This is a genomic window from Haemophilus parainfluenzae, from assembly GCF_003252755.1.
In the GTDB taxonomy this organism is placed as follows: domain Bacteria; phylum Pseudomonadota; class Gammaproteobacteria; order Enterobacterales; family Pasteurellaceae; genus Haemophilus_D; species Haemophilus_D parainfluenzae_N.
Map to the genome: position 1 here is coordinate 1 of NZ_QEPT01000003.1, position 15,031 is coordinate 15,031.

General features: G+C 39.9%; 16 protein-coding genes. 6 read left to right on the plus strand and 10 right to left on the minus strand.

The annotated features are described in order from the left end of the window. The coding region (locus DPV95_RS04620) for a 50S ribosomal protein L19 (protein WP_114989575.1) at positions 1–105 on the plus strand (105 nt) is incomplete at its 5' end. Between the two features lie 45 nt (positions 106–150). Here DPV95_RS04620 and mnmA read toward each other — a convergent pair. The 10 genes from mnmA to DPV95_RS04670 form a co-directional block, all read right to left on the minus strand. Then, entirely contained in the window at positions 151–1,305 is a 1,155-nt protein-coding gene (gene mnmA / locus DPV95_RS04625; protein WP_111406738.1) for a tRNA 2-thiouridine(34) synthase MnmA, read from the minus strand. Positions 1,306–1,405: 100 nt separating this feature from the next. Continuing rightward, positions 1,406–1,666 (minus strand): (Na+)-NQR maturation NqrM, encoded by a 261-nt coding sequence (nqrM, locus tag DPV95_RS04630; protein ID WP_005695380.1) that lies wholly within the window; start codon positions 1,664–1,666, stop codon positions 1,406–1,408. A 2-nt stretch (positions 1,667–1,668) separates the two neighbouring features. Beyond that, positions 1,669–2,709, minus strand: a complete 1,041-nt coding sequence (locus DPV95_RS04635; protein WP_005695379.1) for an FAD:protein FMN transferase — start codon at positions 2,707–2,709, stop codon at positions 1,669–1,671. 144 nt (positions 2,710–2,853) lie between these two features. After that, positions 2,854–4,089, minus strand: coding sequence for an NADH:ubiquinone reductase (Na(+)-transporting) subunit F (gene nqrF, locus DPV95_RS04640; RefSeq protein WP_049367353.1), 1,236 nt, complete (start codon positions 4,087–4,089; stop codon positions 2,854–2,856). A 10-nt stretch (positions 4,090–4,099) separates the two neighbouring features. Further along, positions 4,100–4,696 (minus strand): NADH:ubiquinone reductase (Na(+)-transporting) subunit E, encoded by a 597-nt coding sequence (nqrE, locus tag DPV95_RS04645; protein ID WP_049367352.1) that lies wholly within the window; start codon positions 4,694–4,696, stop codon positions 4,100–4,102. Between the two features lie 3 nt (positions 4,697–4,699). Continuing rightward, positions 4,700–5,329, minus strand: a complete 630-nt coding sequence (locus DPV95_RS04650) for an NADH:ubiquinone reductase (Na(+)-transporting) subunit D (protein WP_007243078.1) — start codon at positions 5,327–5,329, stop codon at positions 4,700–4,702. Continuing rightward, on the minus strand, positions 5,329–6,117 hold the full coding sequence (locus DPV95_RS04655) for a Na(+)-translocating NADH-quinone reductase subunit C (protein ID WP_049367351.1): 789 nt from the start codon (positions 6,115–6,117) through the stop codon (positions 5,329–5,331). The genes DPV95_RS04650 and DPV95_RS04655 overlap by 1 nt, the downstream gene beginning before the upstream one ends. Further along, positions 6,110–7,345, minus strand: a complete 1,236-nt coding sequence (locus tag DPV95_RS04660; RefSeq protein WP_049358020.1) for an NADH:ubiquinone reductase (Na(+)-transporting) subunit B — start codon at positions 7,343–7,345, stop codon at positions 6,110–6,112. Before DPV95_RS04660 ends, DPV95_RS04655 begins: the two co-directional genes overlap by 8 nt. A gap of 2 nt (positions 7,346–7,347) precedes the next feature. Continuing rightward, complete coding sequence (locus DPV95_RS04665; RefSeq protein ID WP_111406739.1) at positions 7,348–8,691, minus strand: Na(+)-translocating NADH-quinone reductase subunit A; 1,344 nt, start codon at positions 8,689–8,691, stop codon at positions 7,348–7,350. 400 nt (positions 8,692–9,091) lie between these two features. After that, complete coding sequence (locus DPV95_RS04670; RefSeq protein ID WP_111406740.1) at positions 9,092–9,403, minus strand: BolA family protein; 312 nt, start codon at positions 9,401–9,403, stop codon at positions 9,092–9,094. Positions 9,404–9,487: 84 nt separating this feature from the next. Here DPV95_RS04670 and DPV95_RS04675 point away from each other — a divergent pair, with 84 nt between their 5' ends. The 5 genes from DPV95_RS04675 to leuS all read left to right on the plus strand — a co-directional run bounded on the left by DPV95_RS04675 (position 9,488) and on the right by leuS (position 14,965). Next, positions 9,488–10,087, plus strand: coding sequence for a YajG family lipoprotein (locus DPV95_RS04675; protein WP_111406741.1), 600 nt, complete (start codon positions 9,488–9,490; stop codon positions 10,085–10,087). 312 nt (positions 10,088–10,399) lie between these two features. Further along, positions 10,400–11,347 carry a magnesium/cobalt transporter CorA gene (corA, locus tag DPV95_RS04680; protein WP_049358016.1) on the plus strand — a complete coding sequence of 316 codons (948 nt, stop codon included), beginning with the start codon at positions 10,400–10,402 and terminating at the stop codon, positions 11,345–11,347. Next, the gene (locus DPV95_RS04685) at positions 11,347–11,892 is read left to right on the plus strand and encodes a YggT family protein (protein ID WP_049358015.1); all 546 of its coding nucleotides are present in this window, start codon (positions 11,347–11,349) and stop codon (positions 11,890–11,892) included. The genes corA and DPV95_RS04685 overlap by 1 nt, the downstream gene beginning before the upstream one ends. Positions 11,893–11,970: 78 nt before the next feature. Further along, positions 11,971–12,258 (plus strand): DUF167 family protein YggU, encoded by a 288-nt coding sequence (yggU, locus tag DPV95_RS04690; RefSeq protein WP_049358014.1) that lies wholly within the window; start codon positions 11,971–11,973, stop codon positions 12,256–12,258. Positions 12,259–12,376: 118 nt separating this feature from the next. Continuing rightward, entirely contained in the window at positions 12,377–14,965 is a 2,589-nt protein-coding gene (gene leuS, locus DPV95_RS04695; protein ID WP_111406742.1) for a leucine--tRNA ligase, read from the plus strand. The last annotated feature ends 66 nt before the right edge of the window (positions 14,966–15,031 follow it).

A 15,031-nucleotide genomic window follows, 5' to 3' on the forward strand; every position in this document is an offset into this window, starting at 1 on the left:
TCTATTGCTGTTAAACGTAAAGGTGCAGTACGTAAAGCTAAACTTTACTACTTACGTGAACGTTCAGGTAAATCTGCTCGTATTAAAGAGCGTTTGGGCGAATAATTTCGCAAAGAAAAAGGCTTGGGATCCCAAGCCTTTTTTGTTAGGTTATTTAATCCGTTCTTCGATAATCCCACCGCCCAAACAAATTTCACCAAGGTAAAATACGGCAGATTGTCCTGGTGTGACGGCTGATTGAGGTTCATCAAAAATCACTCGAATAGTTTCATCATCAATCGGTTCAATCACACAAGGAATATCTTGTTGGCGATAACGTGTTTTAACCGTGCAACGTACTAATTCACGAATTGGCTCGCGATCAACCCAATGTAATTGGCTAGCAATCAAACCTTTTGAAAATAAACGAGGATGATCATGCCCCTGAGCGACAATAAGCTCATTATTTTCAACATCCTTATCTACCACATACCAAGCCTCATCACCCGCATTTTTTAAACCACCAATGCCTAACCCTTTACGCTGTCCCAACGTGTGATACATCAAACCATCATGGCGACCAATAATTTCACCATCAACAGTACGAATATCACCAGGTTGAGCCGGTAAGTAACGAGCTAAGAAATCCTTAAATTTACGCTCACCAATAAAACAAATACCGGTAGAGTCTTTTTTCTTCGCCGTAATTAAGCCAAGCTCTTCAGCAATAGCGCGAACAATGGGCTTCCCAATTTCACCAACGGGGAATAAACTTTGTCCCACTTGTTTATGGCTTAAGGTATAAAGAAAATAACTTTGATCTTTATTAGCATCTAAACCACGTAATAATTTTGCATTTTCATCATCACCAGCCCTACGTACATAATGCCCTGTTGCAATGTAATGAGCACCAAGATCTTCAGCTGCATATTCTAAAAATGCTTTAAATTTAATTTCTTTATTACACAAAATATCTGGGTTCGGCGTGCGCCCTGCTTTATATTCAGTTAAAAAATGCTCAAATACATTATCCCAATATTCTGCAGCAAAATTAATTTTATGTAGTTTAATCCCCAACTTATCACATACAGCCTGAGCATCTGCAAGATCAGCTGCTGCAGTGCAGTAATCCGTATCATCATCTTCTTCCCAGTTTTTCATAAACAGGCCTTCCACCTGATAGCCTTGCTGTTGAAGAATAAAAGCTGACACAGAAGAATCCACTCCGCCAGACATACCACAAATGACTTTTTTTGTCGCATTTCTCGCAAGCTGTTCTTGCGTCAATTGAGGAAAGTATTGATTATAAGTATTTGAAATTAACATAGTTCTCCCGTAACTTCGGTTAAGGCGAAGCACATTGGTCATTGAATGAGAAAACGGCAAAATAATTTTGCACATAAAGTGCGGTCATTTTTGATGCAAGTTATTTCACTTCATAAAATTGCGAATCACCATCTTTTTTCGCAAATTTTTGCTCATATTCGGCTTTTGCTTGTTTATCGCCCGCATCTAATTTTGATTGAAGCGTGTCGCAAGGTTTATCACAATCACAAGCTTTGGCAATACCAAGGGTAGATAAACCACCGCAGCTGCCTTTTAAACTTTGTTTTTTGATAATAAATCCGATAGACATCAACAATATAATTGCGACGAAAGCGATTAAAGTAAAAAATAAAGTTTGCATAACTATTCTTTTGTTTCTGTTAATTTTTTGAAAGCAGAGGATGATTTTGTCACAAAACCATTATCTGTTTTAATGATTAAATAAACGGCAAGATTATTTTTCTCAGCCACTTCTAACGCCTTGTCTTCACCAAGCACAAATAACCCTGTTGATAAGCCATCTGCAGTCATTGAAGTTGGTGCAAGTACCGTAATTGAGGCTAAATGATGCTGAATTGGATAACCTGTTTTCGGATCAATTTCATGAGCAAAGCGTTTACCATTTTCTTCAAAGTAAATTCGATAATCGCCAGAACTTGCCATTCCCATATTGTCTAATCCAATGACAGCTTCAACCGCTCTTTCACCTGTTGTAGTTGGTTTTTCAATTGCGATCTGCCAAGGTTTGCCTTCAATATTTTTTCCTTTCGCACGAATTTCTCCGCCGATTTCAACCATGTAATTCTGAGCATTTAATTGTTCTAACTTTTCAGCGACCAGATCAACGCCAAAGCCTTTAGCAATCGAGGACAAATCGACATAAACTTGAGGAAGTGCTTTGCTTAATGTCGGTTTGGCAGCACTCATATCGAGGGCAATTTTATCAATACCAACCCAAGCTTGGCGTTCAGCTAATTGTTCTGGTGTAGGTTGTTTTTCTGGACGTTTTTCCGGGCCAAATCCCCATAAATTAACGACAGGGCCAACAGTTACATCCAATGCACCTTCAGTCACTTTATTTAAACGAATCGCTTCGGCCAATACTTTGGCAAAATCTGCTGAAATCTCAATCGGTGTATTCACTTGGGTATTTTGATTGAAACGACTCAATTCCGAATCTTTTTTGTAAGTGGACATTTTCGCGTTCACATCTTTTAAGATAGCTTCAATTTCTTCATGCGTCTTTTCAGATGTTGCTTTCATTGAGCCTTCATCAAGGTATTTAACATGATAAGTTGTTCCCATTGTTTTACCACTTAATGAGATAACTTTTGTTTCTTTTTCACAGGCTGCAAGACTTAATGCCATTGCCACCGCCACGATACCGCTTATTAATTTTTTCATCTGGATTTCCTAAATCTGTGAACTACTAGCAAACTAAACAAAATTTACCTGTAATCATAGAAAATTTTCTAAAAACACCTTAAATTTTGACCGCACTTCATCACAAAGTGCGGTCAGTTTTCATGATGTTTTGATTAACTAAAATCAACCACCGAAGTCATCTAATAAGATGTTTTCATCTTCAACACCGAGGTCTTTCAACATTTTGATTACCGCAGCGTTCATCACCGGAGGTCCACACATGTAGTATTCACAATCTTCTGGTGCTTCATGATTTTTCAAGTAGTTTTCATAAAGTACGTTGTGAATAAAGCCGGTGTAACCTGTCCAGTTATCTTCTGGTAACGGATCAGATAATGCCACGTGCCATGTAAAGTTTGGATTTTCTGCTTGAAGCTGATCAAAATCTTCCACATAGAACATTTCACGTTTAGAACGTGCACCATACCAGAATGACATTTTACGTTTAGAGTGTAAACGTTTTAATTGGTCAAAGATATGAGAACGCATTGGTGCCATACCCGCACCACCACCGATGAAGACCATTTCGTTGTCGGTTTCTTTCGCAAAGAATTCACCGAATGGACCTGAAATTGTCACTTTATCACCTGGTTTTAATGACCAAATGTAAGAAGACATTTGACCTGGAGGCGCATCAGGTTGACGTGGTGGAGGCGTTGCAATACGCACGTTAAGCATAATAATGCCTTTCTCTTCTGGGTATGAAGCCATTGAGTAAGCACGGATAATATGCTCATCCACTTTAGACACATAACGCCATAAATCGTATTTGTCCCAATCTTCGTGGTATTCTTCTGGAATATCGAAATCTTTATAGTAAACCGTATGTGGATCAGCTTCGATTTGGATATAACCACCAGCACGGAAAGGAACTTCTTCACCTTCAGGAATAGCCAATTTAAGCTCTTTAATAAAGGTTGCTTTGTTATCATTAGAAATAACAGTACATTCCCATTTTTTCACGCCGAAGATTTCTTCTGGTAATTCAACGTCCATGCTGCCTTTTACGTTTACTTGGCAAGCTAAACGATAACCTTCTTTCGCTTCACGTTTGCTGATATGAGAAAGTTCGGTAGGTAAAATTTCACCACCACCGCTTTTTACTTTCACAATACATTGGCCACAAGAACCACCGCCACCACACGCAGAAGAAACGAAGATACCTTTACTTGCTAAAGCACCAAGTAATTTGCCACCAGCTGGTAAAGTAATCGCTTTTTCAGGATCGTCATTAATAGAAATGGTGATATCACCAGAATCCACTAATTTTGATTTAGCGAATAAAATAATCGCAACGAGCACTAAAAGGATAACCGTAAATGCCGCAACACCTAATAATAAAATTGAAGATTCGCTCATTTATGCCTCCTTATAACTGAATTCCAGAGAATGACATAAAGCCAAGCGCCATCAAGCCTGCAGTAATAAAGGTAATCCCTAATCCTTTTAAGCCTGCCGGTACATCGGCATATTTCATTTTTTCGGTTAAGCCTGCAAGCGCAACGATTGCTAACATCCAACCAAGCCCTGCACCCACACCATAAACTGCAGATTCTGCAAAAGTGTATTCACGTTGTACCGCAAAAGATACACCACCGAAGATCGCACAGTTTACGGCGATAAGCGGAAGGAAAATACCTAATGCGTTATAAAGTGCAGGGAAGAATTTATCTAAGGTCATTTCAAGTAATTGAACAAGACCCGCGATAATCCCGATAAAGGTAATGAAGTTTAAGAACTCAAGGCTCACACCTTCTACCAATGCGCCATCTTTTAATACGTGTTCGTACACAAATTGGTTAGCGGGTACCGCAATACCAAGTACGACGACTACTGCAACACCAAGGCCAAACGCCGTGGAAACTTTCTTAGAAACCGCAAGGAAAGTACACATCCCTAAGAAGAAAGAGAGCGCCATGTTTTCAATGAAGATCGCCTTCACGAATAGGCTAATATAATGTTCCATTGATTATTTCTCCTGTTGCTCAGGTTTCCACGTTCTTAAGCCCCAAATAACGAAGCCGATAATGAAGAACGCACTTGGTGCAAGAAGGAATAAACCGTTTGGTTGATACCAACCACCGTCTTGAATAGTTTGGAATACAGGGAAACCAAGTAAACGACCAGAACCGATTAATTCACGTAATGTTGCAACGATTAATAAAATCGCACCATAACCTAAACCGTTACCGATACCGTCTACAAAACTTTCTAACGGAGGTGATTTCATCGCAAACGCTTCTGCACGACCCATTACGATACAGTTTGTAATGATAAGACCAACGAATACAGAGAGCTGTTTAGATAAACCATAAGCATAAGCTTTTAATACTTGGTCAACCAAGATTACTAAAGACGCGATAATCGCCAGTTGCACAATGATACGGATACTATTTGGAATATAGTTACGAATCAATGAAATGAACAAACTGGAGAAACCGGTTACCAAACTTACCGCAATCGCCATTACGATCGCTGTTTGTAATTGGGTTGTTACCGCTAATGCAGAACAGATACCCAAAATTTGCAAGGCAATCGGGTTATTTTTAGCAATAGGATCTAATAAAAGACCTTTCAAATTTACTTTTGCATCAGCCATTATTTGATTTCTCCTGCTTTAAATTTCGCTAAGAATGGACCAAAGCCATTTTGGCTGAACCAATAATCAAATGAACCTTGTACACCGTTACTGGTTAAGGTCGCACCAGATAAACCATCTACACCGTGAGCTTTATCTGTTGATGTGCCTTTATAGATTTTGAATTTTTGGTGTCCTTGTTCGTCGAATAATTTTTTATCAACGAATTGAGCCTGCCAACGAGGATTCGCAATTTCACCACCAAGACCGGCTGTTTCACCTTGGTCATAGTAAGTGATACCTTTGATGGTATTTCCATCTGGTGCAACCGAAACGAAACCGTACATGGTTGACCATAAACCGCGACCATACATTGGTAATACGACTTGGCTGACATTGCCTTGCTCATCTTTTACAAGATAAACACGTGCTTGATTTGCACGAACTTTAATTCCTGCTTTATCTGCTTCCGCTGGAATTGCTTGGCTTTTTGCAGGATCTTTAATGGCATCTTTAGGTTCAAATTTGTTGATTTCTTCTGCTGAAGCTTGAACGTAATCACCACTTTGCAAATCGACTAAACGAGGTTCAATAAATTTGTTGTAAGTGTCTTTGATTACTGATGCATTATCTTCTTTCATTAAGCCAGCAACAGTTAAAATGTTACGTTGAACGTCGAGTGCTTTTTGTTCATCTTGTTTGGATTTTAATGCTACTGCAGCACCAGAAACCACGATAGAACACACTAAACTAAGCAACACAACAACGGTAACTGTACCGCTAACGCTATCTTTATTAAATTTAGCCATTTGTTCTTGCTCTCCGACGTTTGATATTTGCTTGAACCACGATGTAGTCGAAAATTGGTGCAAATAAGTTTGCAAATAAAATCGCTAACATCATCCCTTCTGGATAAGCTGGGTTCACTGTACGAATTAATACAGCCATCACGCCAATTAACGCACCGTACCACCATTTACCCGTATTGGTGAATGAAGCTGATACAGGGTCTGTAGCCATGAAGATCATACCAAGTGCAAAACCACCTAATACAAAGTGCCAATGCCAAGGCATTGAGAACATTTGGTTAGAATCAGAACCGATTAAGTTGAATAAGGTTGCTGTACCAATCATACCGATCATGACACCAGCCATAATGCGCCAAGAAGCAATACGGGTAAATACAATTAACGCACCACCGATTAATAACGCAAGCGTTGAAACCTCACCCATTGAACCAGGAATATTACCGATGAATGCATCCATCCAAGTAATAGGTTGACCGGTTACAGTGTGTTGTAATGCTGCTTGACCACCTTGAGACCATTGTGAAAGTGCGGTTGCACCAGAGAAACCATCTGCAGCAGTCCATACTAAGTCACCAGAAATTTGAGCCGGATAAGCGAAGAATAAGAATGCACGACCAGCAAGCGCAGGGTTCATAAAGTTACGACCTACACCACCGAAGATTTCTTTCGCTACCACGATACCAAAACTGATACCAAGTGCAGCTTGCCATAATGGCAATGTTGGTGGAACGATTAACGCAAATAAAATGGTTGAAACGAACATCCCTTCATTTACTTCATGACCACGCACCACTGAGAACAATAATTCCCAAATTGTACAAACGGTGAATACCACTAAGTAAATTGGTAAGAAGAAGATCGCCCCTAATGCCATTTTTGAACCCCAAGTTGCATTATTGGTTAAATCTAAACCTAATGAACTTGCAAGCGCATAGTGCCAATCGTTAGCAATTAATTGATCTAAATTGCCTAATTGATTTAAGGCAGGAATCGCTTGGTTACCCACATTGTACATCCCGTAGAAAATCGCAGGGAACAACGCAAGGAAAACCGTAATCATCATACGTTTTGAGTCTAACGCATCACGAACGTGTGTGTTTTTGTGCGTTACCGTACCTGGTGTATAAAGCAAGGTGTAAATCGATTCAAAGATCGGATAAAGCTTGCTGTATTTACCGCCTGGTAAAAACGCGGGTTCCATTTTTTCAAAAAGATTTTTTAAACCCATTTTTAACCTTCCTTCTCAATCTTATCTAAGACTTGACGCAAGATTGAACCGTATTCATATTTGCCCGGGCAAACGAAAGAACATAACGCTAAGTCTTCTTCATCTAATTCAAGACAACCCAACGCTTGCGCACCATCGGTATCGCCCACGATTAAATCACGTAATAATAATGTCGGTAAAATATCCAACGGCATCACGCGCTCATAGCTACCGATTGGTACCATTGCACGCTCACCACCATTTTCTGCGGTAGTGAAGTTGAATAATTTTTTACCAAAGTGACCTAATACGGTACGGGTAATTGAATATTTGTTTGATTGTGGTGTAATCCAACCTAAGAACTCTTTCTCATTACCTTCTGCAATCACAGAAACTTGTAATGCATAACGACCTAAATAGTCATGAGCATCTTTTGCTGTTTGACCACAAAGCACAGAACCAGAAATCACACGGTTATTACCGTCTTTTAACTCGCCTGCCATTAATTGAGAAAGGTTAGCACCGATTACGGTACGAACTAAACGAGGCTCTTTCACTTGCGGACCAGCAAGAGAAATAATGCGTTCTACATAAAGTTCGCCCGTGGTGAATAATTTACCTACAGCAATCACATCTTGGTAATTGATATGCCATACGGTTTTATTCACACCAACTGGATCGATAAAGTGAATATGAGTACCCACTAAACCAGCAGGATGAACACCGCCAAAATCATGTACTTTTAGGTTAGGTAAATCCACGGTCGGGATATTGCTATCACCCGCTTTACATAGATTTAATGGTTTATTTGGGAATAGACGACTTAATACCGTTAAACCGTCAATAAAATCTTGCCAATGCTCTTTTAATACCACCTCTGGATTTGCAGCCAAAGGATTGGTATCCATCGCATTTACAAACAGAGAAGAAGGTTCTGCATCTAAGGCAGGCACTTTGCTGAACGGACGGGTGCGGAACGCTGTCCACAAACCGGATTCAACGAGGTTTTGTTTAACTTGTTCAGAAGAAAGCGTATTGAGCTCACCTGCGTTATATTTAGCGAAAGTAACTTGATCGTTACCTTGCACATCAATGACCACAGATTGTAATACACGTTTTTCGCCACGATTAATTACAGTGATAGTACCACTTGCAGGGGCTGTGAAAACCACTCCAGGGTTTTTCTTGTCTTCAAAAAGCACTTGGCCTTTTTTCACAACATCGCCTTCACGTACCTTCATAGAAGGACGCATACCCACATACTCTTCACCAAGAATCGCAACCTGATTCACAGCGTTACCGCTATGGATTACTTGTGCTGGTTTTCCTGCAATAGGAAGATCCAAGCCTTTTTTGATTGTAATCATACTGTTTGCACTACTTTTCTAGGTTAAAAACACGATTGCGATTAAAGCATACGCTCTAAAAGCAATCTCACGATTGAGCGTGACAGAAAATACTTTAAGATCAAAGCATTATTCACTGACACATAAATTTAAAAACTCAAATCTGTTTAATTCCTCGACGAGTAAAGAATGACTTACACATCCAGAAATTGAAATTCGAAAATTAAAAGCACCTTATTTTATCGAAAAATGGGCTTTTATTCCACTTTACGCCCTTACTTTTTGTGAAATATTTGTGAACCTTTTAGACTCATACTTATTAGGAGTTAGAAATAAATAGGAATTAAAAATAAAAAAGAGAGAATGTCTCTTACCTTCTCTCTTCTTATGAAAATCGAATATAGGGAACGTAAGGAAATACTTACTGTCCAACACCAAGACAATTTGGTGATTTTGGAAATGCTTCACCTAGGCTCTCCCATTCGCTTTTTGTATAAAGGTGAAGCGCTAATGCGTGAATGCCATTTTTTAAATCATCGGCAAAAAGTTGGTAAAGTTTTTGGTGGCGCTGCACCTTTCGCATGCCTTCAAAAGCATCGCTGACAATCACTAATTTAAAATGAGAATCAGCCCCACGACTGGAACTGTGCATATGACTTTCATTTTCTACGGTGGCAAAGTGCGGTTGAAACTCGGCCTGAATTCTCTCTAATAGTTCTTGCTGTTTTGACATAAATAAACTCCCTAACTTTTTGCTATACATTCAGCGTTAAGTTTGTAAGAATAACACAATTTAACCTAATTCAATGAGGAAATTATGAAAGTAACAAACAAAATCAAAGCATTATCAACAATGACATTGGCTGCTGCGACATTATTTTTAGCGGGTTGCCAAGCGCAATCTAATACCTTAACTTTTACCCCTCAATCGCCAACTGCATCAATGAATATTAACCAATCAGCAGTGGTAACAGTCAATACTCGCGATTCTCGTCCACAACAAGAAATTGCAACTTATACTAAATCAGGTGAATTGATTAAATTAAACGCATCACCAAGCGTTACTCAACTCTTCCAACAAGTGATGCAACAAAATTTAGTTAGCAAAGGTTTCCGTATCGGACAAGCGAATAATGCGAATGCTGGCGTAACTGTTGATGTAAAAGAATTCAACACTAAAGTGGAGCAAGGTAATTTACGTTATACCTTGAACAGCAAAATCCAAGCAGTTGTTTATGTACAAGGTCCACGCGGACAATACAACAAAACCTTTAATGCAACCCGTTCACAATCTGGCGCATTTAATGCGAGCAATGATGAAATTCAAAAAGTGTTAGGCGAAACCTTCAAAGATATTGTTAATAATATTTATCAAGATCAAGAAGTTACTAACGCAATTAATCAATATACCAATTAATTAAAAGTGCCATGTCCTTTTCAATAATACTTGACGAAAGCGCCTTTCAATCGTAACATTCGCCCGATTTTTTAACGAGAAGGACACACACTTTGGACAGTCATAGTCGATACCGAATATCGCTTTAGACTCTCGCCTCTTATCAGCGAGAGTTCGCTGGTAATCAATTTACCTTTCTTCGGCATCTTTTATCGAACGAAACCCATTTTTAAAACACACAAAAATTTAACCGCACTTTTCTCTAGTGCCAATTTCGTTTGATCTTTTTTTGTTCACAGTTGGATCTTCATAATCCCAAAAGGAGTATGACCAATGATTAACGCTTTTGCCATTAACGATTCCCGCTTGCTTCGTATTGATGACGAACCAGCCGATCTCAGCTCTGCCATTTGGTTAGATTTGCTGGAGCCGACAGGGGAAGAACGTGAAATGTTGCAAGAAGGCTTAGGACAAAGTCTCGCCTCATTCCTCGAATTGGAAGATATCGAAGCGTCCGCACGTTTCTTCGAAGACGAAGATGGCTTGCACTTGCACTCATTCTTCTATTGTGAAGACGAAGAAAACTACGCTGACCTCGCAAGCGTAGCATTTACTATTCGTGATGGTCGTTTATTCACCCTGCGTGATCGTGAATTACCGGCATTCCGTTTATATCGTATGCGTTCCCGTAGCCAACGCTTATTGGAATGCAATGCGTATGAAGTCTTACTCGACTTATTTGAGACCAAAATTGAGCAATTAGCCGATGTTATCGAAAACGTTTATGCGGATTTAGAAAAATTAAGTCGCGTGATTTTAAACGGTACGCAAGATGAAGCTTTCAATGAAGCCTTAAATACCCTAACAGAACAAGAAGATACCAGTTCTAAAGTGCGTTTGTGTTTGATGGATACACAACGTGCATTGGGTTTCTTGGTGCGTAAAACTCGCTTACCGCCAAATCAGTTAGAACAAGCACGAGAAATCTTACGAGATATCGAATCATTGCAACCGCATAATGAATCATTGTTCCAAAAAGTAAACTTTTTAATGCAGGCGGCAATGGGTTATATTAATATCGAGCAGAATAAAATCATGAAATTCTTCTCGGTGGTGTCGGTGATGTTCCTACCGGCAACACTTGTGGCATCTACTTACGGGATGAACTTTGAATTTATGCCAGAGATCCATTTTAAATATGGTTACCCAATGGCTATTGGATTAATGATTGGTGCGGCGCTTACGCCTTATATCTATTTTAAACGGAAAGGTTGGTTATAATGGAAATTTCCCAAACTGCATTATTTTTAGGATCGATTATCGATCTGTATTGTTTAGTGTTAATTTTACGCGTATGGCTCCCCTTAGCGAACGTGGATTATTACAATCCTATTTCTCAATTTACGCTGAAATTAACCCAGCCAGTTATTGCCCCATTGCGTAAAGTTTTTCCTGTGGTGAAAAAAGTGGAAACTACTGCACTGGTTTTAGTCTTCTTGCTTTGCGGATTGAAATCGGTTCTGTTTGGCGGGTTAAATCTCAACTACTTCCTACTATTGGGCATATTAGGGCTGATTAAAAATATCGGTATAGCCATTTTCTATGTGTTAATCGCTGGCGCAATTTTAAGTTGGTTTAATCGTGGCAATAACCCTGCATTCTATGCGTTATATCAACTTACTGAGCCATTATTAAAACCAATTAAACGTATTTTACCAACTGTGGGCGCGATTGATTTTTCACCGATGGTTATCGCCATTATTCTGTTATTTTTGAATAATCTCTTTTACGACTACTTCCAGGTTTTATGGGCTATCGCCGCTTAAAGTGCGGTCAAAAATAACATTATTTTTTCGGGCTGGATCTTCCAGCCCTTATTGTAAATGTGGTGAGTAAATTTAGTTATGTCAGCAATCGAACAAACACCTGAAGGACTACGTCTTAAAATCATTCTGCAACCCAAAGCCAGTAAAGATCAAATTGTGGGATTGCATGATGATGAACTCAAAATCACGATTAGCGCACCACCTGTTGATGGTCAAGCAAATACTCACTTGCTGAAATTTTTGAGTAAAGCATTCAAAGTACCTAAAAGCTCGATAGTTCTTGAAAAAGGCGAATTAAACCGACATAAACAAGTTTGGATTCCTTCGCCCAAATTAATTCCATCTGAAATTCAAAATCTCTTATAAAATCAGTAAAAAAATCACCGCACTTTCTACCAATTTTCCCCGTTTTACGCTATCCTATACCACATTTTATAAAGCAAAATATGCCGCAAAGTGCGGTCAAAATTTAAGGTGATTTTCTATGCAACAACATTACCGTCCTGATTTGATTGAACCCGCTGTTCAACAATATTGGGCTGAAAATAAAGTCTTCAAAGCCATCAAAGATACATCTAAAGAAAAATATTACTGTCTTTCAATGTTCCCTTACCCATCTGGTCGTTTACATATGGGTCATGTACGTAACTACACCATCGGTGATGTAGTTTCTCGTTATCAACGTATGAATGGCAAAAACGTCTTACAGCCAATTGGTTGGGATGCATTCGGTTTGCCAGCAGAAGGTGCTGCGATTAAAAATAAAACCGCACCGGCAAAATGGACTTACGAAAACATCAAATACATGAAAAACCAGCTCAAAATGTTGGGCTTTGGTTATGACTGGGATCGCGAAATTGCGACTTGCCGTCCGGAATACTATAAATGGGAACAATGGTTCTTCACCGAGCTTTACAAAAAAGGCTTAGTATACAAAAAAACCTCCACTGTAAACTGGTGTCCGAACGATGAAACCGTATTGGCTAACGAACAGGTGCACGACGGTTGTTGTTGGCGTTGTGATACTCCGGTAGAACAAAAAGAAATCCCACAATGGTTTATTAAAATCACCGACTATGCAGAACAATTATTAGGTGGATTAGACCAACTACCACAATGGCCAGACATGGTTAAAACCATGCAACGTAACTGGATCGGCCGTTCTGAAGGGGTGGAAATTACGTTTGATGTAGCGGATACCACAGAAAAAGTTGCGGTTTATACGACCCGTCCTGATACTTTCTATGGTGTGAGCTATTTAGGTATCGCAGCTGCTCACCCATTAGCAGAATTGGCAGCAGAAAAAAATCCTCAATTGGCTGAATTCATCCGTGAAGCAAAAAATGCCAAAGTGGCAGAAGCAGACCTTGCCACTATGGAGAAAAAAGGGATGGCAACCGGATTATTCGCCATTCATCCATTAACCGGTGAAAAATTACCGATTTGGGTCGCTAACTTTGTGTTAATGCACTATGGTACTGGCGCGGTAATGGCGGTTCCAGCGCACGACCAACGCGACTTTGAATTTGCTCAAAAATATGGCTTGCCAATTAAACAAGTAATCGCACCGCTTGCCGATGAAGAAATTGATTTAACCAAACAAGCTTTCGTTGAACACGGTAAATTAGTGAACTCTGCTGAGTTTGATGGTTTGGATTTTGATGCTGCATTCAACGGTATTGCGGACAAATTAGAAAAATTAGGCGTAGGTAAACGCCAAGTTAATTATCGTTTACGTGACTGGGGCGTTTCCCGTCAACGTTATTGGGGTGCACCAATTCCAATGCTCACCTTAGCAAACGGTGAAACCGTACCAGCCCCAATTGAAGATTTACCGATTATTCTGCCGGAAGATGTGGTCATGGATGGCGTGAAAAGCCCAATTAAAGCCGATCCAAACTGGGCAAAAACCACTTTCAACGGTGAACCTGCATTAAAAGAAACCGATACCTTTGATACCTTTATGGAATCGTCTTGGTACTACGCACGCTACACCTCACCAAGCTATGCTGAAGGCATGTTGGATAAAGATGAAGCGAATTACTGGTTACCCGTGGATCAATATATCGGCGGTATCGAGCACGCGACCATGCACTTGCTCTACTTCCGTTTCTTCCATAAATTATTGCGTGATGCAGGTTTCGTAACGAGCGATGAGCCAGCACAAAAATTATTATGCCAAGGCATGGTGTTAGCCGATGCGTTCTACTACACCAGTCCAACCAACGAGCGTATTTGGGTCAGCCCAACGCAAGTGACTCTTGAGCGTGATGAAAAAGGTCGTATCATCAAAGCCACCGATCCGGAAGGCCGTGAATTGGTGCATACCGGTATGACCAAAATGTCGAAATCCAAAAACAACGGTATCGACCCACAAGAGATGGTGGAAAAATACGGTGCAGATACTGTGCGTCTCTTCATGATGTTCGCATCTCCTGCAGAAATGACACTTGAATGGCAAGAATCCGGTGTAGAAGGGGCAAAACGTTTCTTAGGTCGTGTATGGAATTTGGTGTATGAATACAGTCAAAATCCTGCAAAAACCGCTTTAGATGTGACCGCACTTTCTGCAGACCAAAAAGCACTTCGCCGTGATGTGCATAAAACGATCGCTAAAGTGAGCGATGACATTGGTCGTCGTCAAACGTTCAATACCGCTATCGCGGCAGTAATGGAGTTAATGAATAAATTAACCCGCGCGCCATTAGAAAGTGAACAAGATCGCGCTGTTATGGCAGAAGCATTAAGCGCAGTCGTACGTATGCTTTACCCAATCACACCACATATCTGCTTTGAATTATGGAAAGCCTTAGGCAACGAAAGTAACATTGATCATGCCGAATGGGTGAAAGCTGACGAAGCAGCGATGGTCGAAGATGAAAAACTTATCGTGGTTCAAGTCAACGGTAAAGTTCGTGGTAAAGTCACCGTTGCTGCTGATGCGGGTGAAGAAACCGTGAAAACTGTTGCATTTGCAGATGAAAATGTGAAGAAATTTACTGACAATACACAAATCGTGAAAGTGATTTATGTACCAGGTAAATTGTTAAATGTGGTGGTTAAACCGCAATAATCCATAAAATAACCGCATTTTATTCCAAGCGTTGCATAAACGACTCTTAAACAAAATAAAGTGCGG

What these genes read in the sequence shown, in the direction of transcription:
- DPV95_RS04660 (WP_049358020.1), bottom strand. Translation starts at nt 7,345, where the DNA reads ATGGGTTTAAAAAATCTTTTTGAAAAAATGGAACCCGCGTTTTTACCA.
- DPV95_RS04670 (WP_111406740.1), bottom strand. Translation starts at nt 9,403, where the DNA reads ATGTCAAAACAGCAAGAACTATTAGAGAGAATTCAGGCCGAGTTTCAA.
- DPV95_RS04685 (WP_049358015.1), top strand. Translation starts at nt 11,347, where the DNA reads ATGGAAATTTCCCAAACTGCATTATTTTTAGGATCGATTATCGATCTG.
- DPV95_RS04635 (WP_005695379.1), bottom strand. Translation starts at nt 2,709, where the DNA reads ATGAAAAAATTAATAAGCGGTATCGTGGCGGTGGCAATGGCATTAAGT.
- DPV95_RS04655 (WP_049367351.1), bottom strand. Translation starts at nt 6,117, where the DNA reads ATGGCTAAATTTAATAAAGATAGCGTTAGCGGTACAGTTACCGTTGTT.
- DPV95_RS04665 (WP_111406739.1), bottom strand. Translation starts at nt 8,691, where the DNA reads ATGATTACAATCAAAAAAGGCTTGGATCTTCCTATTGCAGGAAAACCA.
- nqrE (WP_049367352.1), bottom strand. Translation starts at nt 4,696, where the DNA reads ATGGAACATTATATTAGCCTATTCGTGAAGGCGATCTTCATTGAAAAC.
- DPV95_RS04650 (WP_007243078.1), bottom strand. Translation starts at nt 5,329, where the DNA reads ATGGCTGATGCAAAAGTAAATTTGAAAGGTCTTTTATTAGATCCTATT.
- DPV95_RS04675 (WP_111406741.1), top strand. Translation starts at nt 9,488, where the DNA reads ATGAAAGTAACAAACAAAATCAAAGCATTATCAACAATGACATTGGCT.
- mnmA (WP_111406738.1), bottom strand. Translation starts at nt 1,305, where the DNA reads ATGTTAATTTCAAATACTTATAATCAATACTTTCCTCAATTGACGCAA.
- nqrF (WP_049367353.1), bottom strand. Translation starts at nt 4,089, where the DNA reads ATGAGCGAATCTTCAATTTTATTATTAGGTGTTGCGGCATTTACGGTT.
- yggU (WP_049358014.1), top strand. Translation starts at nt 11,971, where the DNA reads ATGTCAGCAATCGAACAAACACCTGAAGGACTACGTCTTAAAATCATT.
- corA (WP_049358016.1), top strand. Translation starts at nt 10,400, where the DNA reads ATGATTAACGCTTTTGCCATTAACGATTCCCGCTTGCTTCGTATTGAT.
- nqrM (WP_005695380.1), bottom strand. Translation starts at nt 1,666, where the DNA reads ATGCAAACTTTATTTTTTACTTTAATCGCTTTCGTCGCAATTATATTG.
- leuS (WP_111406742.1), top strand. Translation starts at nt 12,377, where the DNA reads ATGCAACAACATTACCGTCCTGATTTGATTGAACCCGCTGTTCAACAA.